The following is a 20436-nucleotide window of genomic DNA, read 5'->3' as shown; positions in this document are numbered from 1 at the left end:
GTCAGTGGCCAGTCGGCTCGATGCGAACGTTTTAGTAAAGCTAACGTGCCGAAGCGAAAACAACAAGCTTAAGCGGCAACTGATTGCGGCTAAACGTTGCGAAATCAGTGAGTTTTTAATTACGACAGCGGTTTTTTCGCCAGCACGTTAAACATCAGAATCGCCATCATAAAGCAGCCAAAAATGGTGGCGCACATGCTCAGTACCGACGTGCCGCCAATGCCGGTGAGCGGCACGGTAATCGCACCCAGCGTGAACATGGTGACGCCAATGACTGCAGAGGCGCTGCCAGCACGGTGGCCCTGACTCTGCATCGCCAGTGACGAGGCAGTGGTAGCGATCACGCCGTTGCTGGCGATGGTAAAGAACAGCGCCAGCAGCAGCAGCGCTAACGGTGCGTGTAGTAGCGCGGCCAGCAGCAGCAGGCTAGAGGCGACAAAAGCCAGTGTCAGACCGCCTTTCAGCACCCGATATTCGCCCCACAACGGACAGAGGCGAGCGCTGGTCTGCGAAGCAATGATCAGGCCAAACCCGTTGGCCGCAAAGCAGAAGCTAAAGGCCTGGGGCGACAGGCCATAGAGTTGTTGCAGCACAAACGGCGAGGCACCGATATAGGCGAACATGCCGGACATCATAAAGCCCTGGGTCAGACAGAAGCCCATAAAGGGTCGATGGGTGACCACCTGACCGAGTGCCGCGTAGGCGGAGAAAATCGAGCCTTGGTTGCGGCGGGCTTCAGGCAGGGTTTCATGCAGCTTCCAGCGCGCCAGCAGGATCAGCAGAATGGCAATGCCGCCCAGTACCATGAAGATGCCGCGCCAGTCGACTATCGTCATCAGCACACCACCCAGTACCGGCGCGCCGACTGGAGCCAGACCGTTAACCAGCATCAGCAGCGCGAAGAAGCGCGTCAGCTCATGACCACTGTACATATCGCGTGCAATCGCCCGCGACAATACCGCGCCGCCCGCCCCCGCTAATCCTTCAAACAGCCGCGCCACCAGCAGTTGGTGGATGTCCTGCGCCAGCGCACAGCCGATTGAGGCGATAAACAGCAGTATCAGTGACAGGGTTAGCGGACGCAGGCGACCGAATTTGTCACTCATCGGGCCAAACAGCAGCTGCCCAAAGCCCAGGCCCAACAGACCGGCGGTCAGACTCAACTGCGCGGTCGCAGTTTCGGTGTGCAGATCCTGCGCCATTTGTGGCAGGGCTGGCAGATAAAGGTCGATACAGAGCGGGCCCAGTGCGGCCAGCAGGCCCAGTGTAATCGCATAAACCAGGCGGTCAGAGTGAGCAGGGGTCATTGTTCCTCGGGATAGTCAGCGATGGGTGAACAGAAGCGGGCATGACAAGCGAACAGCGTCCGAAGGGCGATAATCTCACCGCTCTGCGCGGATACCCATGAGGCAGAGGGTGTCTGAATCGGCGGGGCTATCCAAAACCTGTTTTGGCGGAAAGTATACGGCCGCATTGACAACAAAACAGCCTTCTTTACGAAATCCTGACATTTGATGCACCACTAATTGTTCCTCATAAACTTGATAAATCAGCATTTATGTTCCAGGCTTGTTTCCACATGGACAATAAATGAGGAACAACAAGATGAATAAAGTGATGGGATGTATCGCTGCGGCGCTGACACTGGCTGCACTGTCTGGTTGTACGACTTACGATCGTGCGGAAAGCTACGTGACTAAGCCAGTGGTAAAGGATGTTAAAAAGGGTATGACACGTGATCAGGTTCGTCAGATCGCGGGTGCACCTTCTACTGAAATCACCATGGTCCACGCGCGCGGCACCTGCCAGACTTATGTTCTGGGTCAGCGCGACGGTAAAGCGCAGACTTATTTCGTGAGCTACAACGACACGGGCCGTGTGATGAACTACGGCTTCCAGAGCTGTGCGGAATATGATACCGATCCGCAGGTTCAGCAGTAAGTTTTCGTCTCTCTGAATAGTAAACGGCCCGTAATTTGACGGGCCGTTTTTCGTTGTGGCGCTGACTACAATCCTGCCGGGCGCGGCACCTCAACATAATCACCGTCTATCTGCCGCTGGTAGAAATGACCTGCCTGCACATAGAAGCGTTTGCCGTTAAAGTCGAGTACCCGCATCTCACTGCTGACCCGCGACTCTGCTGGCGGCTCTACCACCACATATTCATCGCCGTGGCGCTGATAGTAACTGCCATTGAGCAGGTAGTAGGTCAGTCCGCCGATCAGCACCGCCGTTGCGGCTTCAGGCAGAAAGCGAATCGGTCCAGGTCCGCCCCAGTGATGTCCGGGACCGATCCAGTGTGGATCGGGTCCGCCATGTCGACCCCATCCCGGGCCCCAGTCGCCAGGATGGGCGAAAGCCAGAGCGGGTGTCAGAAGCGTCAGCGTCAGAAGCGAGGCGATTATCTTTTTCATCAGGTGTTCTCCTCATAATACTGGATGCAGAATTCGCCTTTTACCGGGCAAAGACAAGCACTAAAGCGCGGATTTTTCGCCTGTTTACCATGCTTAACGCTTTCTTAACGGCGTCGCCATCAATGGGGGAGATTATGGAGAAGAGAGACGGAAAAAACCTGGCGCGGGCGCGCCAGGTTTAAGGCAGATTAACGGTGCGCCAGCTCGGCGTTGTCGTCACTTTCCAGTACGCGCTTATCGGTCATGCCTAACCAGCGGCTGGTCAGGGAACCTGCGGTCATCGAACCGTTGACGTTCAGTGCTGTACGGCCCATATCAATCAGCGGCTCAATGGAGATCAGCAGCGCCACCAGGGTCACCGGCAGGCCCATCGCAGGCAGGACAATCAGTGCAGCAAACGTTGCACCTCCACCAACACCGGCCACACCGGCTGAGCTCAGCGTGACTATCCCAACCAGCGTGGCAATCCACAGTGGATCAAACGGGTTAATCCCGACGGTTGGCGCAACCATCACGGCCAGCATGGTCGGATAAAGACCGGCACAGCCATTCTGGCCGATTGTGGCGCCAAAGGATGCCGCGAAGCTGGCAATCGACTCCGGCACGCCAAGACGACGGGTCTGGGTTTCAACGCTCAGCGGAATGCTGGCTGCGCTGGAACGGCTGGTGAAGGCGAAGGTGATAACCGGCCACACTTTACGGAAGAAGCGCATTGGGTTGATACCATTCACCGACAGCAGCAGGGCGTGGACACCAAACATGATGGCCAGACCGAGGTATGAGGCGACCACAAAGCTGCCCAGTTTGATGATGTCCTGCAGGTTTGAACCGGCAACCACTTTAGTCATCAGCGCCAGCACACCATACGGCGTCAGCTTCATCACTAAACGCACCAGCTTCATCACCCACGACTGCAGCGTATCGATCGCCACCAGCACGCGCTGACCTTTCACTTCATCATCTTTAAGCAACTGCAGTGCAGCCACACCCAGGAACGCGGCAAAGATCACGACGCTGATGATTGAGGTCGGACTGGCGCCCGTCAGATCGGCAAACGGGTTTTTCGGGATAAAGGAGAGCACCAGCTGTGGCACGGTCAGGTCAGCCACTTTGCCGACATAGTTGCTCTGGATCGCACTGAGACGCGCGGTCTCCTGCACGCCCTGTACCAGACCTTCTGCGCTCAGACCAAACAGGCCGGTGACGAAGACGCCGACCAGTGCTGAGATGGCGGTGGTAAACAGCAGAACGCCGATGGTCAGCACGCTGATTTTTCCCAGCGAAGAGGCGTTATGCAGACGAGCGACCGCACTCAGAATGGAAACGAACACCAGCGGCATGACGACCATCTGCAGCAACTGGACATAGCCATTACCGACGATGTTAAACCAGCTAATCGACTCTTTAACCACTGCGCTGTTTTCGCCGTAGATCAACTGCAACACCAGGCCGAACAGTACGCCGATCACCAGACCGGTCAGCACTTTTTTCGACAGGCTCCAGTTATGACGGCTGAAGCGGGAGAGCAATACCAGCAGCACCACAAAGGCCACGATATTAAGCGTAAGAGGAAGGTCCATGCTGAAACTCCAGAGTAATGCGGCCTTCCGTCATGGGAAGGCCGCATAATGTTAATCACGAATTAAGACAGCAGGAATGGTAACAGCAGGTGCAGAGGGTGCCTTATATCCAAATGGCATGGTTTATAACCAAATGGCGTTTTGCGCGTTTTTATTGCGCAGTATGACTGGAAATTAATCGCCCGACGCCATTTTGTAGCGTATCGAACAGCTGAGATGGCCAGCCGTTTGCACCAAAAGATGGCATCCCTACCGGGAACCACAGCGCATAGCCTACCAGTCCCAGACACAATGCCCGCTCCAGCTGATTGCCCTTCTGGCTGCGCAGAATCGGCAGGCGGAAGCGCCAGCGGCAGGGCCACAGCAGCGGAACCCCGGCGGGCGTCAGCATATCGGCCACTATATGGCTCAGGTAGCCGAGCGTCAGACCCTGCAGCACATCCGGTGGAATCGGTGACGACTGAGGCAGGTTAATCTGAAAAAGCCATAAACCGGCGGCAATCGCCAGCAGACTGTGGGTAAATCCCCGATGGCCGAACGCCCGTGCAATAGGATGAGAGAGCCAGCTGAGTCGCTGTCCCAGCAGAGATTTAGGATGATCGATGTCGGGCAGCAGACAGGTCAGCAGGGCTGAGGGAACAAGATGCCACCAGTCGGCCTGTGCCAGCACGGGTGTCAGCTCAGCACGCTTGGCAAAAATAGCGCTGGCAATGGCAAAAATGATGTGGCCTTCGCCCGTCATGATAGAACCTGGTTACAAAGAAAACTGTCGATGCATCCAGTATAGGGATTTATCCAGTAAATGAGAACATGTGACGCTGTAACGAAGCGTGAATTTTATTAATAAAATGGACAGTGCCAGGACACTGCCCGTTGGGGAAATTAACGCGCCAGCCAGCCGCCATCGACGGCCAGGGTGTAGCCGTTGACATAATCAGACGCAGCAGAAGCCATGAAGACTATCGGGCCCATCATGTCATCAGGCACGCCCCAGCGTCCGGCCGGTATCCGGCCCAGGATCTCTTCGCTGCGGGACGCGTCATTTCTCAACTGCTCGGTATTGTTGGTCGCCATATAGCCGGGTGCGATGGCATTGACGTTAATGCCATGCTTTGCCCACTCGTTTGCCATGAGACGGGTCAGGCCCATCACGGCACTTTTCGAGGCGGTATAAGAGGGCACCCGAATTCCGCCCTGGAAGGAGAGCATGGACGCGATATTGATAATCTTGCCGCCGTGTCCCTGCGCGATAAATTGACGGGCAACCTGCTGAGACAGGAAAAACAGGCTCTTGCTATTGATATTCATCACGTCATCCCAGTCCTGCTCGCTGAAGTCCAGGGCGTCTTCCCGGCGAATAATACCGGCATTATTGACCAGAATGTCAATTTTACCTGCAGCGGCCAGCGCCTGCTCAACCACAGAGGCTACTACGCTGGTCTGCAACAGATCGGCCTGCACCGGCCAGAAGCGGCGACCCAGCGCCTCCACCTTGCTTTGGGTGTCATCCGGGCCGTTACGGTTAACGCCGACAATATCGCAGCCCGCCTGTGCCAGACCCAGCGCCATGCCCTGACCTAAACCGGTGTTGCAGCCGGTTACCATTGCCACTTTACCTTCCAGGCTAAACGTATTCAGTACCATAGTATTTCTCCTCTGCTTAGCGCAGTTCACTGATTTTGACGTGATCCATGTCATCAAAGACCTGATTCTCACCCACCATGCCCCAGATAAAGGTGTAACGCTGGGTACCGACACCGGCGTGAATTGACCAGCTGGGTGAGATCACCGCCTGCTCGTTATGTACCAGCAGATGACGGGTCTGCTGCGGTTGCCCCATCATGTGGAAGACGGCGCTCTCTTCGCTCATATCGAAGTAGAAATAGACTTCCATGCGACGTTCGTGGGTGTGGCAGGGCATGGTGTTCCACAGGCTGCCTTCATCCAGTTTGGTCAAGCCCATGGTGAGCTGACAGGTGGGCAGCACATCCGGCACGATGAATTTATGAATGGTTCGGCGGTTCGAGGTCGCGGCATCGCCCAGCGTGGCGGTAGCCGCCTCCTGCAGCGTGACTTTCCTGTCCGGGAAGGTGCTGTGTGCGGGTGCACTGTTGAAATAGAATTTGGCGGGCTGAGACGGATTCAGACTGCGGAACAGCAGGTTGCGGGCACCTTTGCCGATGTAAAGCGCCTCTTCGTGACCGATTTCCCACGCTTTACCGTCCACTTCCACACGCCCCGGTCCGCCAATATTGATCATGCCCAGCTCGCGGCGCTCGAGGAAATAGCTGACGCCCAGCTGTTTTCCCATTTCATCACCCATCGTCACGGGCGCGTTTACCGGCATGACGCCGCCAATGATGATGCGGTCGATGTGGCTGTAAGTCAGGGCGTAGTCATCGGCAGTGAAAATCGTTTCAATCAGGAACTCACGGCGCAACGCATCGGTGTCGAGTTGTTTAGCGTGATCGCTGTGAATGCTTTGACGAATGTCCATCTCAGGCCTCTCTGCAGGTCAGGTTTTTATGCCCCGAATGGGGACGCTTCGGGCATCTTAGGCAGAGTGGTACTGGAATTCAATAAAAATGAAACGTTGTTTTATTTTATTGCGAGTGAGATCAAGTGAGAAGATTGCCAGGCAAAAAAAAGCCCGCATCAGGCGGGCGGTTCTTCATCCCTGCAGATGCTGCAGGCTGAGCTGTGTCAGAGCATCCAGCCGGACATCCGCCAGCGCCCAGCGAGGGTCGTCACGGTGTTCAGCGGCGGGTACCACAATTGACCGCATACGCGCCGCTTTGGTGGCGATCATGCCGTTAAAGGAATCTTCCAGCGTGACACAGTTAAGCGGATCGATTGCCAGGCTGTCGGCTGCGTTGAGATAGACCTGCGGATGAGGCTTACTGTAGGGCAGGGCTTCTGCGGAAGAGAGCACATCGAAATAGTGGCGCAGATTGAACATCTCCAGCACCTGCTCAAGCATCCTGAGCGGTGAGGCTGAGGCAAGGCCGATTTTCAGTCCCTGTTCGCGGCACAGTTGCAGCGCCGTTTCCACGCCTGGCAGCAGGGGCCGCGTCTGATCCACCAGCGTCATCGCACGGGCAATAATACGGTCAGTAACCTCCTGCTGCGAAGGACCCTGCCAGGGCAGTGTTTCGTACCACATCCGTACAGTCTGATCGATGCGCAGACCCAGAGTGTCGGGCATTTCACTGCGACGTGACAGGTCAACATCCAGCGTTGAAAAGATATCCAGCTCAGCCTGATCCCACAGCGGCTCAGAATCGATCAGTAAACCATCCATATCAAACAGGGCGGCGAGGACAGGGCGGTGATACGGCATCAGAGTTCTCCTTATAAAGTCGGCTTTAACTTAACATCATTCTCTGCGGGCGCACTCTCTGCCCGATCGACCACGCTTTATTTGGGAAATTTCACCGTTGGCAGGTAGACTGACGGCAAATTGGATTCCAGGTTCAGGAGATATCATGACCTATCAACAGGCTGGCCGTATCGCCATCCTTAAGCGCGTGGCGGGCTGGGTGCTCTTTTTAGTGGCGCTGATGTCGACCATTATTTCTGTGCTGAGCTTTATGTTTAAGCACAGCGAAAAGCAGCCCGGCATTGATGCCGTTATGCTTGATTTCGTTCATGTCATTGTCGATATGCTGCGCTTCAATACGCCGTTCCTGAACGTTTTCTGGCATAACTCGCCGGTACCCGAATTTAACGGTCAGATGAACCTGGGCTTCTGGCTGATCTACATTCTGATTTTTGTCGGGCTGGCGCTGGAGTCGTCAGGCGCGCGGATGGGACGTCAGGCGCGTCACGTTAAAGAGGGCATTGAGGACCAGATGATTCTGGAACAGGCAAAGGGCCCGGAAGGGCGCACCCGTCAGCAACTGGAAGAGAAGGTGCGCGTCCCCCGCCACACCATCTTCCTGCAGATTTTCCCGCTTTATGTGCTGCCAGTGGTGATTGCGATAGCCGGTTATTTTGCACTGTCGCTGCTGGGTTTTATCTGACGGTAAACCTCGTCAGGCCGGCCTGGCCTGACTGTTGCCGAGTGCATCTTCATCCAGCAACTCGCCAATAGCGAACTGTGCATCGCCAGGCCAGTGCCCGCCAAACACGTTAGCCCGGTTCAGCAGATAGTAAAGCTGATAAACGGGCAGGCGCTGTGAAAACCCATCGGGTAACGGCCACACCGACTGATAACCGTCGTAAATCTGGCGAGGCAGGTCGGGGTACCAGCTTAGCATCGCTAAATCACATTCGCGGTCACCCCAGTAGCAGGCGGGATCGAACAGCCAGGGGCCCTGGTCGCTGCTGGCGCAGTTAGCGGGCCAGAGATCGCCATGCAACAGCGACGGTTGCGGATGATGGGACGCGAGCACCCGCTGCACGGAGGCGATAATCAACTCCGTATCGCCGTACTGAATGCCTTTTTCCGCCGCCAGCTGCAATTGCCAGCCAATGCGCTGTTCGGCAAAAAACACCGACCAGCGCCGCAGCCAGCTGTTAGGTTGTGGCGTGGTGGTAATATTATTGTCGAAATCCAGTCCGAACTGCGTCTGCTCGCTCCACTGGTGCAGACGAGCCAGTTGCTGTCCCAACTGAAACGCACTCTGTTCATCCAGCGGCTGTGGCCGGATATATTCCAGCAGCAGAAAGCTCTCCTCACGATGATGACCCACACCATAGACCTTCGGCACCCGAACTGTGCCGGTGCGCGCCAGCAAGGCCAGCTGATCGGCTTCCCAGGTAAAAAGCGAAAGCATGTCGCGGCTGTTACTTTTGACAAAGACGTCATGTTCACCGTAGCGGATATGCCAGGCAGGATGGATATCACCACCCGCAAGGGCGTGACGTTGAGTGATTTCGGCGTTGCCTAACTGCTCGCTTAACAGACGACTAATGGCTGACCACATTGGGCTATCCTCGTTATTCGCTGCGTAAGAACGATTGTATTGCCTAAATATTCACCAAAACGCGCACGATTGCACCTCTTATTCTGGCGCGGAGGTGGCGGGGCGAAAATCCGCCGTGTTGCGCAGATACTCTTCAACGGTCATGACAGTCACTTCAGGTTTCTGACCCAACGCGCTTTCACCGGCCGCCGTAACCTGTTGTCGCAGATCTTCAGCCTCCAGTGAACTGACAATGCCATAGCTGTTCGTTCCCAGCTCATGGGGGTGACCGTCGTTGTCAGTCAGCGTGGTGGTAAAACCGGCGGCGGTCATTGCGCTGGTCAGTTCCAGGATGTCACTCAATCCCGACTCCTGATAATGAAAGGTCACAATGTAGCGGGTTAAATCATTGCTGCTCATGCGGTACCTCCAGGGGAAAAGAAACTGAACTGAGCGTAGACCATGGCGAAAAATCAGGCGAATTATGAAGGAGATGCCGGGTATCGGACGTGACGCACAGCGTAAATCTGTGTAAGGAGCCAGGAGGATGATGAAAAATTCTTCTGCCGTTACGTCTGGCTTTTCATTTGTGCAGCACTATAATGCGCGACGTTAATAAGATGAGTCCCAATTAACAGGGGTTGTCAGGGCAATTCCAGGCATTTTGTGTAAGTTAATAATTTTTTACAAAACTTACCGTAAATTGCATTGAATGCCTGGCAAAACGCTTCAGACTCTCCGTTTTTTAAACAGTCGCACGGATCACATTTAATGAAAGCCTATAACAAGCTGTCTGCTGTTCTTTTGCTCTCCGCCGGAGCTTTTTGTCACCAGGCACTGGCCGATAACGCCGTATTTACATCAATGGATGACCCTTCTACCGCTAAAAAGCCATTTGAAGGTTCTGCTGCTGCGGGATACCTGGCGCAAACCGGTAACACGACCAGCTCATCCACAACGGCCCAGACCAATATGACCTGGTATCAGTCATCTATGGCATACAGCTTGTGGGGTAACGCAGCTAATACCTCTTCAAATGATGAGCGCTCTTCTGAGACCTACAACATTGGTGGTCGTTCACGTTACAACCTTAACTCGTATGACTACCTGTTTGGACAGGCGAGCTGGTTAAGCGATCGTTTCAACGGTTACGATTCACGCGACGTCCTGACTGCCGGTTACGGTCGTCAGATTCTGAATGGCCCGGTACACTCGCTGCGTGCGGAATTCGGTCCGGGCGTACGTTATGATGATTACCACGCCGGTGGCCATGAGACCAAGGCGCTGGGCTATGGCGCAGTCAGCTATCAGTGGCAGCTGACCGATACCACTAAATTCATTCAGGGTGTCTCCGTGCTGAGTACCTTCGGAGAAGACACCACGGTGAACTCCGAAACCGGTCTGCAGGTAGCGATCAACAGCCATTTCGCGCTGAAACTGGCTTACAACGTGAGCTGGAACAACCATCCGGCTGAATCTGCGCCGGATCGTACGGATACCAAAACCTCAATCATGCTCTCTTACGCCATGTAAGCGCATTTTTGCCTGGGTGTATCCGGCGGCCTGACAGTGTGTCAGGCCGCTTTTTTTTGTCCTCTCCATGGCTTAGGGAAAAGGGGATGGGTTTTTCTCAACGGGGAAAACTGCTATTATCTGCCCCGCACTAAAATCCTGGCGACATTCCGACAATGTGGGTCTGATATCACGCCAGGTCACTCATTCTACATTACATTGCATGTAGGCTTTCGTGTGGCTTACCACTGCAAATAAGGATATGAAATGCCTGTAATTACGCTTCCTGATGGCAGCCAGCGTGTCTTTGACCGCCCCGTCAGTGTGATGGATATTGCGCTGGACATCGGTCCGGGTCTGGCAAAAGCCTGCATCGCTGGCCGCGTTAACGGTGAACTGGTTGATGCTGTCGATCCCATTACCGAAGATGCTGCTGTTGCGATTATTACCGCTAAAGATGAAGCGGGCCTGGAAATCATCCGTCACTCCTGTGCGCACCTGTTAGGGCATGCGATTAAACAGCTGTGGCCGGATACCAAAATGGCGATCGGTCCGGTCATTGATAACGGCTTCTATTATGATGTCGACATCGATCGTACCCTGACTCAGGAAGATATCGACCTGCTGGAAAAACGCATGCATCAGTTGGCTGAAACCAACTACGATGTGGTGAAGAAAAAGGTCAGCTGGCAGGAAGCACGTGACGTCTTTGCGGCGCGCGGCGAAATTTACAAGACCACCATACTTGATGAAAACATCAGCCATGACGATAAACCTGGCCTGTATCATCACGAAGAATATGTCGACATGTGCCGCGGTCCGCACGTGCCGAACATGCGGTTCTGCCATCATTTTAAACTGCAGAAGATCTCCGGTGCCTACTGGCGCGGCGACAGCAGCAACAAAATGCTGCAGCGTATTTATGGCACCGCATGGGCAGACAAAAAGCAGCTGGCAGCCTATCTGCAGCGTCTGGAAGAGGCGGCGAAGCGTGACCATCGTAAGATTGGTAAGCAGCTGGATCTCTACCATATGCAGGAAGAAGCACCAGGCATGGTCTTCTGGCATAATGACGGCTGGACCATCTTCCGCGAACTGGAAGTGTTTGTCCGCAGCAAATTAAAAGAGTACCAGTACCAGGAAGTGAAAGGTCCCTTCATGATGGACCGCGTCCTGTGGGAAAAAACCGGGCACTGGGAAAACTACAAAGAAGCGATGTTCACGACCTCGTCTGAGAACCGTGAATATTGCATCAAACCGATGAACTGTCCTGGGCATGTTCAGATCTTCAATCAGGGTCTGAAATCTTACCGTGACCTGCCATTGCGTATGGCGGAGTTCGGTAGCTGTCACCGTAATGAACCATCAGGTGCGCTGCACGGTCTGATGCGTGTACGTGGCTTTACCCAGGATGACGCGCACGTCTTCTGTACTGAAGAGCAGGTACGTGACGAAGTAAACAGCTGTATCCGCATGGTTTATGACATGTACAGCACCTTCGGCTTTGAAAAGATCGTGGTGAAGTTATCCACCCGTCCTGAGAAGCGCATCGGTACAGATGAAATGTGGGATCGTGCCGAGGAAGACCTGGCTGCCGCGCTGAACGAAAACAATATTGAGTTTGAGTTCCAGCCTGGCGAAGGTGCGTTCTACGGTCCTAAAATTGAGTTCACGTTGTATGATTGCCTTGATCGCGCCTGGCAGTGCGGCACAGTTCAGCTAGACTTCTCCCTGCCAAAACGCCTTGAAGCAACGTATGTGGGTGAAAACAATGATCGTCAGACGCCAGTGATGATTCACCGTGCGATTCTGGGATCAATGGAGCGTTTCATCGGTATTCTTACCGAAGAATTTGCCGGTTTCTTCCCAACCTGGCTGGCACCGCTGCAAGTCGTGGTAATGAATATTACCGATGGACAAGCGGAATATGTTGAGTCTTTGACGCGTAAGCTGCAGAATGCTGGCATTCGTGTGAAAGCAGACTTGAGAAATGAGAAGATAGGCTTTAAAATCCGCGAGCACACATTACGTCGCGTCCCTTATATGTTGGTCTGCGGTGATAAAGAGGTGGAAGCTGGCAAAGTTGCCGTTCGCACCCGCCGTGGTAAAGACCTTGGGTCGATGGATGTCGATGTGTTTGTTGCGAAATTGCAACAAGAGGTTCGCAGCCGAAATCTTCAACAATTGGAGGAATAAAGTATTAAAGGCGGAAAACGAGTACTACCTACGCGTCCGAACAAGATTAACAGTGAAATTCGCGCAACTGAAGTGCGCTTAACAGGCATGGATGGCGAGCCGATTGGCATTGTCACATTACGCGAAGCTTTGGAAAAAGCTGAGGAAGCGGGCGGCGACTTAGTCGAAATCAGCCCGAATGCCGAACCGCCGGTCTGCCGTATTATGGATTACGGCAAGTTCCTCTATGAAAAAAGCAAATCTTCTAAGGAACAGAAGAAGAAGCAGAAAGTTATTCAGGTTAAGGAAATCAAATTCCGTCCTGGAACCGATGATGGCGACTATCAGGTCAAACTACGCAACCTGATTCGCTTTCTGGAAGATGGCGATAAAGCCAAAATCACGCTGCGTTTCCGCGGTCGTGAGATGGCGCACCAGCAGATCGGTATGGAAGTGCTTAACCGCGTCCGTAAAGACCTTTGTGAAGATCTGGATTTGGCCATTGTCGAATCCTTCCCTTCGAAGATCGAAGGCCGCCAGATGATCATGGTGCTCGCTCCTAAGAAGAAACAGTAGGCTTTCAAGTAGCAGTAATCGCGCAACGCTTGCGTTGTGCGATTGTCTGTTCGCCTGTCTGGGTCATGTTATTAACAATGCGAAGTGGATATTTTTAAAATGCCAAAGATTAAAACTGTACGTGGCGCGGCTAAGCGCTTCAAGAAGACCGCTTCTGGCGGCTTCAAGCGTAAACACGCAAACCTGCGTCATATTCTGACTAAAAAATCTACTAAGCGTAAACGTCACCTGCGTCCGAAAGGCATGGTGTCTAAAGGCGATCTGGGTCTGGTTATTGCCTGCCTGCCGTACGCATAAGTAAATTTTTTTCTTTAATTCAGAATATTAAACAGGAGAGCTAAATGGCTCGTGTAAAACGTGGTGTAGTTGCTCGCGCACGTCACAAAAAAATCTTAAAACAAGCTAAAGGCTATTACGGTGCACGTTCACGTGTTTACCGTGTTGCTTTCCAGGCTGTTATCAAAGCTGGTCAGTATGCTTACCGTGACCGTCGTCAGCGTAAGCGTCAGTTCCGTCAGCTGTGGATCGCGCGTATTAACGCAGCGGCACGTCAGAACGGCATGTCATACAGCCGTTTCATCAATGGTCTGAAGAAAGCAGCTATTGAGATTGACCGTAAGATCCTGGCCGACATCGCTGTATTCGACAAAGTGGCATTCTCTGCACTGGTCGAAAAAGCGAAATCAGCCCTGGCGTAAGTCAGATGGAAAAGGGAGCTTGCTCCCTTTTTTATTGCCTGTAACTTACGCAAATGATTGACATTTTAGTCGCTGAGCATTTCAATAGTACCCCTGTATAGCATCACAAGGTAACCGCAAGCATGAATGCTGCTATTTTCCGTTTCTTTTTTTACTTTAGCGCCTGACATTCGGGGGCTTTTGCGCATAAGAGAAGAAACGAAAAATCGCGCTGAAAGCCTCCCTCGTGGAGGCTTTTTTGTTTCTGGCGCTAGCATATTGGACCGGCAGGTCCCAACGAGAACTGACCAGCCTGACTGGAAAAAGAGGAAATTATGTCCCAACTCGCAGAACTGGTGGCCAGCGCCACGGCGGCCATCGACGGGGCGACGGATATCGCCGCCCTTGACGCGGTGCGCGTCGAATACCTGGGTAAGAAAGGACATCTGACACTGCAGATGACCACATTACGCGAGCTGCCAGCCGAAGAGCGTCCTGCAGCGGGCGCTGTTATCAACGAAGCGAAACAGCAGGTCACCGAGCGTCTCAATGCCCGCAAAGATGCGCTGGAATCCGCAGTGCTGAACGCCCGTCTTGCGGAAGAGACCATTGATGTTTCTCTGCCGGGCCGTCGTATTGAGAATGGCGGTCTGCATCCGGTGACCCGCACCATGGATCGCATTGAGACTTTCTTCGGTGAGTTAGGCTTTGCTGTCGTGACCGGACCAGAAATTGAAGATGATTATCATAACTTCGATGCGCTGAATATTCCTGCCCATCATCCGGCGCGTGCCGATCATGATACCTTCTGGTTCGACGCTACCCGCCTGCTGCGCACCCAGACCTCTGGCGTACAGATCCGTACTATGCAGGCTCAGCAGCCGCCAATCCGCATTATTGCACCAGGCCGCGTCTACCGTAACGATTACGACCAGACGCATACGCCGATGTTCCATCAGATGGAAGGGCTGATTGTTGATAAAAACATCAGCTTTACCAATCTGAAAGGGACGCTGCACGATTTCCTTAACAACTTCTTCGAAGAAGATTTGCAGATCCGTTTCCGTCCTTCTTACTTCCCGTTTACTGAGCCGTCCGCAGAAGTGGACGTGATGGGTAAAAACGGTAAATGGCTCGAAGTGCTGGGTTGCGGCATGGTACATCCAAATGTGCTGCGTAATGTCGGCATCGATCCGGAAGTCTATTCCGGCTTCGCCTTTGGTATGGGCATGGAGCGTCTGACCATGTTGCGCTACGGCGTGACCGATCTGCGTGCTTTCTTCGAAAATGATTTACGTTTCCTCAAACAATTTAAGTAAGGGCAGGATATCCAATGAAATTCAGTGAACTCTGGTTACGCGAATGGGTAAATCCAGCCCTGGACAGCGCTGCGCTGTCTGAACAAATCACCATGGCTGGCCTGGAAGTGGACGGCGTTGAGCCGGTTGCGGGTGCGTTTCATGGCGTCGTGGTCGGTGAAGTGGTTGAGTGCGGTCAGCACCCCAATGCCGACAAGCTGCGTGTGACCAAAATCAATGTGGGCGGCGAGCGTCTGCTGGATATCGTCTGTGGCGCGCCGAACTGCCGTCAGGGACTGAAAGTCGCCGTCGCGACCGTGGGTGCCGTGCTGCCAGGTGATTTCAAAATCAAAGCGGCCAAACTGCGTGGCGAGCCGTCTGAAGGTATGCTCTGCTCGTTCTCCGAGCTGGGCATTTCCGACGACCACAACGGCATTATCGAACTGCCTGCCGATGCGCCCATTGGCACCGACATCCGCACATACCTGCAGCTGGATGACAACACCATTGAAATCAGCGTCACGCCTAACCGCGCCGACTGCCTGGGTCTGATCGGTATCGCCCGTGATGTCGCTGTGCTGAACGGTTTACCGCTGAACAAGCCGCAGATGCAGCCGGTCACGGCTACGCTCAACGAGACATTCCCGATCCAGGTTGACGCAACAGAAGCCTGTCCGCGCTATCTGGGCCGCGTAGTGAAAGGGATTAACGTTGCGGCGGCGACGCCACTGTGGATGAAAGAGAAGCTGCGTCGCTGCGGCATTCGCTCAATCGATCCGGTTGTAGACATCACTAACTACGTTCTGCTGGAACTGGGTCAGCCGATGCACGCCTTCGACCTCGACCGCATTGACGGCGGTATCGTGGTGCGCATGGCGAAAGAGGGCGAAAAGCTGACACTGCTGGATGGCACTGAAGCCAGTCTGCAGAGTGATACCTTAGTGATCGCCGATCACCAGAAAGCGCTGGCCATGGCCGGTATTTTTGGTGGCGAACATTCAGGTGTGAACGGCGAAACGCAAAACATCCTGTTCGAGTGCGCATACTTTGACCCGCTTTCTATCACCGGTCGCGCACGTCGTCATGGTCTGCATACCGACGCGTCACATCGCTACGAGCGTGGCGTTGATCCGGCGCTGCAACACACCGCGCTGGAGCGTGCGACCGAGCTGCTGCTGTCAATCTGCGGCGGTGAAGCGGGCCCAGTCATCGATCAGACCCATCAGACAGCACTCCCTGTACCGGCGACGATCACCCTGCGCCGTGAAAAACTGGACCGTCTGATTGGCCACGTCATTGCGGATGATCAGGTCACTGACATCCTGACCCGCCTGGGCTGTGAAGTCACTGTGGGTGAAGGGCAGTGGCAGGCTGTGGCCCCGAGCTGGCGCTTCGATATGGCGATCGAAGAAGACCTGGTCGAAGAAGTGGCGCGTATTTACGGCTATAACAACATTCCGGATGTGCCAGTACAGGCCGGGCTGGTAATGACCCAGCACCGCGAAGCGAACCTGTCGCTGAAGCGCGCTAAAAACATGCTGGTGGATAAAGGTTATCAGGAAGCGATTACCTACAGCTTCGTTGATCCAAAAATCCAGCAGCTGCTTCATCCGGGTGAAGAGGCGCTGCTACTGCCAAGCCCGATCTCCAGCGACATGTCGACGATGCGTCTGTCACTCTGGACTGGCCTGCTCAGTGCAGTGGTTTACAACCAGAACCGTCAGCAGAGCCGCGTACGCCTGTTCGAGAGCGGCTTACGTTTTGTGCCCGATAGCCAGGCGGATTTAGGTATCCGTCAGGATCTTATGCTGGCTGGCGTGATCAGCGGCAACCGCGTTGAAGAGCACTGGGATCTGGCGCGTCAGACCGTTGACTTCTATGATTTGAAAGGCGATTTAGAGTCGCTGCTCGATTTAACCGGCAAACTGGATAACATCAGCTTCCGTGCTGAAGTGAATCCGGCGTTGCATCCAGGACAGAGCGCGGCGATTTATTTGCATGATGAACATATCGGTTTTATCGGCGTGGTTCATCCTGAGCTGGAACGTAAGCTTGATCTTAATGGCCGCACCTTAGTCTTTGAACTGCTTTGGAATAAGGTCGCAGACCGCGTCCTGCCTGACGCGCGCGAGATTTCTCGCTTCCCGGCGAACCGTCGTGATATTGCTGTTGTGGTGGCTGAAAACGTCCCTGCAGCAGATATCATCGCAGAGTGTAAGAAAGTTGGCGTAAATCAGGTAGTTGGCGTAAACTTGTTTGACGTGTACCGCGGTAAGGGCGTTTCTGAGGGCTACAAGAGCCTCGCAATCAGCCTGATTTTGCAGGATACCAGCCGGACACTCGAAGAAGAGGAGATTGCCGCGACCGTTGGCAAATGCGTTGCGGCATTAAAAGAGCGATTCCAGGCAACCTTGAGGGATTGAACCTATGGCGCTTACAAAAGCTGAGATGTCAGAGTACCTGTTTGAGAAACTCGGGTTAAGCAAACGCGATGCCAAAGAGTTAGTGGAGCTGTTTTTCGAAGAGGTTCGCCGCGCTTTGGAAAATGGAGAACAGGTTAAACTGTCTGGGTTTGGTAATTTCGACCTGCGTGACAAAAACCAGCGTCCTGGCAGAAACCCGAAAACGGGTGAAGATATTCCGATTACTGCGCGTCGCGTAGTAACGTTCCGCCCAGGACAGAAGCTGAAAAGCCGCGTAGAGAACGCTACACCCAAAGAGACTGACTGAATTTCAGCGTTTCAAAAAGGCCGCGAAAGCGGCCTTTTTTCATGGTTCCGGCACACAACCTCACCACTCCCCGCGCCGTTAATCGCCACGGCAGGCCAGCGTAAACCGCCTCATCAGCCTTTCTTTTTTCTGCAATCTCTCTACAATCAAATCACTGTTTTCTCAGCTAATCCTGCTTATGTCTCTGCTCGACACGTTCGCGCGCCAGTCCGACCAGCGCGGCCAGAAATGGCTGATTGCGCTGGCTCTTACGCTCTGTGCACTGCTCTGTCTCAGCCTCTGTGCCGGAGACAGCTGGATCGCGCCCGCAGCGTGGTTCTCCGAGAGCGGCAGACTCTTTGTCTGGCAGTTGCGGTTCCCCCGCAGCCTGGCGGTGGTACTGGTGGGGGCGTCTCTGGCGATATGCGGTGTGGTGATGCAGGCGCTGTTTACCAATCCGCTGGCAGAGCCTGGCCTCCTTGGCGTCTCGAACGGCGCCGGTATTGGCCTGGTGCTCGGCGTGCTGCTGGGCAGCGGCTCGCTGTGGAGCCTCGGGCTGGCGGCGATGGCCGGTGCGTTGATTATTACGCTAATTCTGCTGCATTTTGCGCATCGTCAGCTTTCGGTCACCCGGCTGTTGCTGACCGGTGTGGCGCTGGGGATTATTTGCAGCGCCATCATGACCTGGGCGGTCTACTTCAGCACCAGTCTCGATCTGCGTCAGTTGATGTACTGGATGATGGGGGGATTCAGCGGGATTGACTGGCGCTATGGCTGGATGATGCTGGCGCTGCTGCCGGTGATGCTGGCCCTGGGAGCGACCGGGCCCATCCTCAATCTGCTGGCGCTGGGCGAGACATCCGCCCGTCAGCTCGGACTGTCCCTCTTTTACTGGCGTAACCTGCTGGTGCTGGCGATGGGATGGCTGGTGGGTATCAGCGTCGCGATGGCCGGTGCCATTGGTTTTGTCGGGCTGGTCATCCCGCATCTCCTGCGCCTGAGCGGTATCAGCGATCACCGTTATCTGCTGCCGGCCTCGGCGCTGGCGGGCGCGGCGGTGCTTCTGGCCGCCGATATCGTGGCACGTCTGGCGCTGACCTCGGCGGAATTGCCGATAGGTGTCGTGACCGCGACACTGGGCGCGCCGCTGTTTATTATTTTACTGGTGAAATCTTCGCGCTAGCTTCGGCTGGTTATTCTGGATCCACAACAGCATCCACAAAGGAAATAGCATGAACATTTATGAGACTGAACTGGTTACGCTCGATGGAGAAAAAACCACGCTGTCACAGTGGCAGGGCAAGGTTCTGCTGGTGGTCAATGTGGCCTCTAAATGTGGTCTGACGCCGCAATATGAAGAGCTGGAAAACCTGCAGAAAGCCTGGCAGGATCAGGGCTTCAGCGTACTCGGTTTCCCCTGCAATCAGTTTCTGGAGCAGGAGCCGGGCAGCAGTGAGGAGATCAAAACCTTCTGCAGCACGACCTATGGCGTCACGTTCCCGATGTTTGCCAAAACCGAGGTCAACGGCGAAGGTCGTCATCCACTTTATGCGCAGATGATCGCGGCCCGTCCTGATGCGGTGCGTCCGGAAGGCAGCGGCTTTTACGAGCGTATGGAGAGTAAAGGCCGCGCGCCGAAAGCGCAGGGCGACATTCTGTGGAATTTCGAAAAATTCCTGATTGGCCGTGACGGCAGCGTGATCCAGCGTTTTGCACCTGATATGACGCCGGAAGATCCAATCATTCTGGAAACCATTAAGCAGGCGCTGGCAAAATAGATGCTGTTACGCCTGCATCAGGCTGCTGTTCCCGGGCGGCTGCTGCCAATGAACGGTGAACTTGCCGCCGGTCAGCTGCTGCATGTGGCAGGCCCGAATGGCGCAGGTAAAAGCACCTTACTGAGTGTGATTGCGGGTCTGCAACCCGCCTCAGGGAGGGTGCTGCTGGATGAAAAGCCGCTGAGTGACTGGCGCGGCGCGGCGCTCTCCAGGGTTCGGGGCTGGCTGCCCCAGCAGCAGGCGCCGCTGAGCCAGATGCCGGTCTGGCACTATTTACGTCTGCATCTGAAGCAGGCGGGGTCGCAGTCCGATGTCCGGCTCAGTACGCTGCTGCAACAGCTGCAGCTGCAGGATAAATTAACCCGTTCCCTGACCAGACTCTCCGGCGGTGAATGGCAGCGCGTCAGGCTGGCGGCAGTCTGCGCGCAGATTGATCCTCTCATCAATCCCCACGGGCGATTGTTAATTCTCGATGAGCCAATGACGGCGCTGGATATCGGCCAGCAGAAAGCGGCAGACGATCTGATTGCGGCGCTGTGCGCGGCAGGTATCAGCGTTATCGCCAGTAGTCACGATCTCAACCACAGCCTGCAACACGCCGATCGGGTCTGGCTGATGAACAGGGGACAGGTGGTTGCACAGGGCGAACCGGCAAAGGTCCTGACGCCGCAGCGCCTGACTCCCCTTTACCAGATAACTTTCCGGCAGATTCAACTCGAAGGACGCACGCTACTGACCGTCCTGCCCTGACACTTGCTACATGGCGGGCTTTACCGCTACATTAAGCCGGTTGTAACTTCTGATAAGGAC

24 protein-coding genes and 1 other annotated feature are annotated in these 20436 nt (G+C 54.6%); of the genes, 14 read left to right on the top strand and 10 right to left on the bottom strand.

From position 1 onward, the window contains the following. Window positions 1-119 precede the first annotated feature (119 nt). Window positions 120-1307, bottom strand: a complete 1188-nt coding sequence (locus LQK91_RS06290) for a multidrug effflux MFS transporter (protein WP_003848351.1) — start codon at window positions 1305-1307, stop codon at window positions 120-122. Window positions 1308-1382: 75 nt separating this feature from the next. Then, the gene (locus tag LQK91_RS06285; RefSeq protein ID WP_008926177.1) at window positions 1383-1556 is read right to left on the bottom strand and encodes a hypothetical protein; all 174 of its coding nucleotides are present in this window, start codon (window positions 1554-1556) and stop codon (window positions 1383-1385) included. 49 nt (window positions 1557-1605) lie between these two features. Between LQK91_RS06285 and osmE the strand changes: the two genes are divergently transcribed. Further along, window positions 1606-1941 carry an osmotically-inducible lipoprotein OsmE gene (gene osmE / locus LQK91_RS06280; protein ID WP_003848350.1) on the top strand — a complete coding sequence of 112 codons (336 nt, stop codon included), beginning with the start codon at window positions 1606-1608 and terminating at the stop codon, window positions 1939-1941. A 65-nt stretch (window positions 1942-2006) separates the two neighbouring features. Here the strand turns inward: osmE and LQK91_RS06275 are convergent, their stop codons facing one another. The 6 genes from LQK91_RS06275 to hxpB form a co-directional block, all read right to left on the bottom strand. Next, entirely contained in the window at window positions 2007-2414 is a 408-nt protein-coding gene (locus LQK91_RS06275) for a DUF6515 family protein (RefSeq protein ID WP_003848349.1), read from the bottom strand. 188 nt (window positions 2415-2602) lie between these two features. Continuing rightward, entirely contained in the window at window positions 2603-3994 is a 1392-nt protein-coding gene (locus LQK91_RS06270) for an L-cystine transporter (protein ID WP_003848346.1), read from the bottom strand. 151 nt (window positions 3995-4145) lie between these two features. Continuing rightward, window positions 4146-4736: a metal-dependent hydrolase gene (locus LQK91_RS06265; protein WP_003848345.1), complete on the bottom strand. Its 591-nt coding sequence runs from the start codon at window positions 4734-4736 to the stop codon at window positions 4146-4148. Window positions 4737-4876: 140 nt separating this feature from the next. Continuing rightward, on the bottom strand, window positions 4877-5638 hold the full coding sequence (kduD, locus tag LQK91_RS06260; protein ID WP_003848343.1) for a 2-dehydro-3-deoxy-D-gluconate 5-dehydrogenase KduD: 762 nt from the start codon (window positions 5636-5638) through the stop codon (window positions 4877-4879). 16 nt (window positions 5639-5654) lie between these two features. Continuing rightward, window positions 5655-6491: a 5-dehydro-4-deoxy-D-glucuronate isomerase gene (gene kduI / locus LQK91_RS06255; protein WP_105099237.1), complete on the bottom strand. Its 837-nt coding sequence runs from the start codon at window positions 6489-6491 to the stop codon at window positions 5655-5657. A 174-nt stretch (window positions 6492-6665) separates the two neighbouring features. Continuing rightward, a complete protein-coding gene (gene hxpB, locus LQK91_RS06250; protein WP_003848339.1) occupies window positions 6666-7334 on the bottom strand; it encodes a hexitol phosphatase HxpB in 669 nt (222 codons plus the stop codon). 145 nt (window positions 7335-7479) lie between these two features. Here hxpB and LQK91_RS06245 point away from each other — a divergent pair, with 145 nt between their 5' ends. Beyond that, a complete protein-coding gene (locus LQK91_RS06245) occupies window positions 7480-8016 on the top strand; it encodes a YniB family protein (RefSeq protein ID WP_003848337.1) in 537 nt (178 codons plus the stop codon). Between the two features lie 12 nt (window positions 8017-8028). Here the strand turns inward: LQK91_RS06245 and LQK91_RS06240 are convergent, their stop codons facing one another. Beyond that, window positions 8029-8922 carry a fructosamine kinase family protein gene (locus LQK91_RS06240; RefSeq protein WP_008926180.1) on the bottom strand — a complete coding sequence of 298 codons (894 nt, stop codon included), beginning with the start codon at window positions 8920-8922 and terminating at the stop codon, window positions 8029-8031. 78 nt (window positions 8923-9000) lie between these two features. After that, window positions 9001-9321, bottom strand: coding sequence for a type V toxin-antitoxin system endoribonuclease antitoxin GhoS (gene ghoS / locus LQK91_RS06235; protein WP_105099236.1), 321 nt, complete (start codon window positions 9319-9321; stop codon window positions 9001-9003). A 351-nt stretch (window positions 9322-9672) separates the two neighbouring features. Between ghoS and LQK91_RS06230 the strand changes: the two genes are divergently transcribed. The 12 genes from LQK91_RS06230 (at window position 9673) to btuD (ending at window position 20376) form a co-directional block, all read left to right on the top strand. Further along, a complete protein-coding gene (locus LQK91_RS06230; RefSeq protein WP_003848331.1) occupies window positions 9673-10434 on the top strand; it encodes a DUF481 domain-containing protein in 762 nt (253 codons plus the stop codon). Window positions 10435-10680: 246 nt separating this feature from the next. Further along, entirely contained in the window at window positions 10681-12609 is a 1929-nt protein-coding gene (gene thrS / locus LQK91_RS06225) for a threonine--tRNA ligase (RefSeq protein WP_078804353.1), read from the top strand. 3 nt (window positions 12610-12612) lie between these two features. Continuing rightward, the gene (gene infC / locus LQK91_RS06220; protein ID WP_033732471.1) at window positions 12613-13164 is read left to right on the top strand and encodes a translation initiation factor IF-3; all 552 of its coding nucleotides are present in this window, start codon (window positions 12613-12615) and stop codon (window positions 13162-13164) included. Between the two features lie 99 nt (window positions 13165-13263). Next, on the top strand, window positions 13264-13461 hold the full coding sequence (gene rpmI / locus LQK91_RS06215) for a 50S ribosomal protein L35 (protein WP_004157374.1): 198 nt from the start codon (window positions 13264-13266) through the stop codon (window positions 13459-13461). A gap of 44 nt (window positions 13462-13505) precedes the next feature. Further along, window positions 13506-13862: a 50S ribosomal protein L20 gene (rplT, locus tag LQK91_RS06210; RefSeq protein ID WP_003853267.1), complete on the top strand. Its 357-nt coding sequence runs from the start codon at window positions 13506-13508 to the stop codon at window positions 13860-13862. A gap of 117 nt (window positions 13863-13979) precedes the next feature. Continuing rightward, window positions 13980-14105 (top strand) — a sequence feature (Phe leader region). Further along, window positions 13985-14029, top strand: coding sequence for a pheST operon leader peptide PheM (gene pheM / locus LQK91_RS06205; protein WP_106120997.1), 45 nt, complete (start codon window positions 13985-13987; stop codon window positions 14027-14029). Its footprint overlaps the feature before it by 45 nt. A 71-nt stretch (window positions 14106-14176) precedes the next feature. After that, window positions 14177-15160: a phenylalanine--tRNA ligase subunit alpha gene (gene pheS / locus LQK91_RS06200; RefSeq protein WP_003853264.1), complete on the top strand. Its 984-nt coding sequence runs from the start codon at window positions 14177-14179 to the stop codon at window positions 15158-15160. Window positions 15161-15174: 14 nt separating this feature from the next. Next, complete coding sequence (pheT, locus tag LQK91_RS06195) at window positions 15175-17562, top strand: phenylalanine--tRNA ligase subunit beta (RefSeq protein ID WP_105099235.1); 2388 nt, start codon at window positions 15175-15177, stop codon at window positions 17560-17562. Window positions 17563-17566: 4 nt separating this feature from the next. Beyond that, window positions 17567-17869: an integration host factor subunit alpha gene (ihfA, locus tag LQK91_RS06190; protein ID WP_003853259.1), complete on the top strand. Its 303-nt coding sequence runs from the start codon at window positions 17567-17569 to the stop codon at window positions 17867-17869. 178 nt (window positions 17870-18047) lie between these two features. Beyond that, entirely contained in the window at window positions 18048-19031 is a 984-nt protein-coding gene (gene btuC, locus LQK91_RS06185; RefSeq protein WP_105099234.1) for a vitamin B12 ABC transporter permease BtuC, read from the top strand. Between the two features lie 49 nt (window positions 19032-19080). Beyond that, the gene (locus LQK91_RS06180; protein WP_008926185.1) at window positions 19081-19626 is read left to right on the top strand and encodes a glutathione peroxidase; all 546 of its coding nucleotides are present in this window, start codon (window positions 19081-19083) and stop codon (window positions 19624-19626) included. Next, window positions 19627-20376 (top strand): vitamin B12 ABC transporter ATP-binding protein BtuD, encoded by a 750-nt coding sequence (btuD, locus tag LQK91_RS06175; protein ID WP_105099233.1) that lies wholly within the window; start codon window positions 19627-19629, stop codon window positions 20374-20376. The last annotated feature ends 60 nt before the right edge of the window (window positions 20377-20436 follow it).

Origin of the sequence: Pantoea sp. MHSD4 (genome assembly GCF_021043305.1) — a bacterium.
GTDB classification, from domain to species: Bacteria; Pseudomonadota; Gammaproteobacteria; order Enterobacterales; family Enterobacteriaceae; genus Pantoea; species Pantoea eucalypti.
Note: the sequence above shows the minus strand (reverse complement) of the source record. Positions and strands in the feature narration are given on the sequence as shown.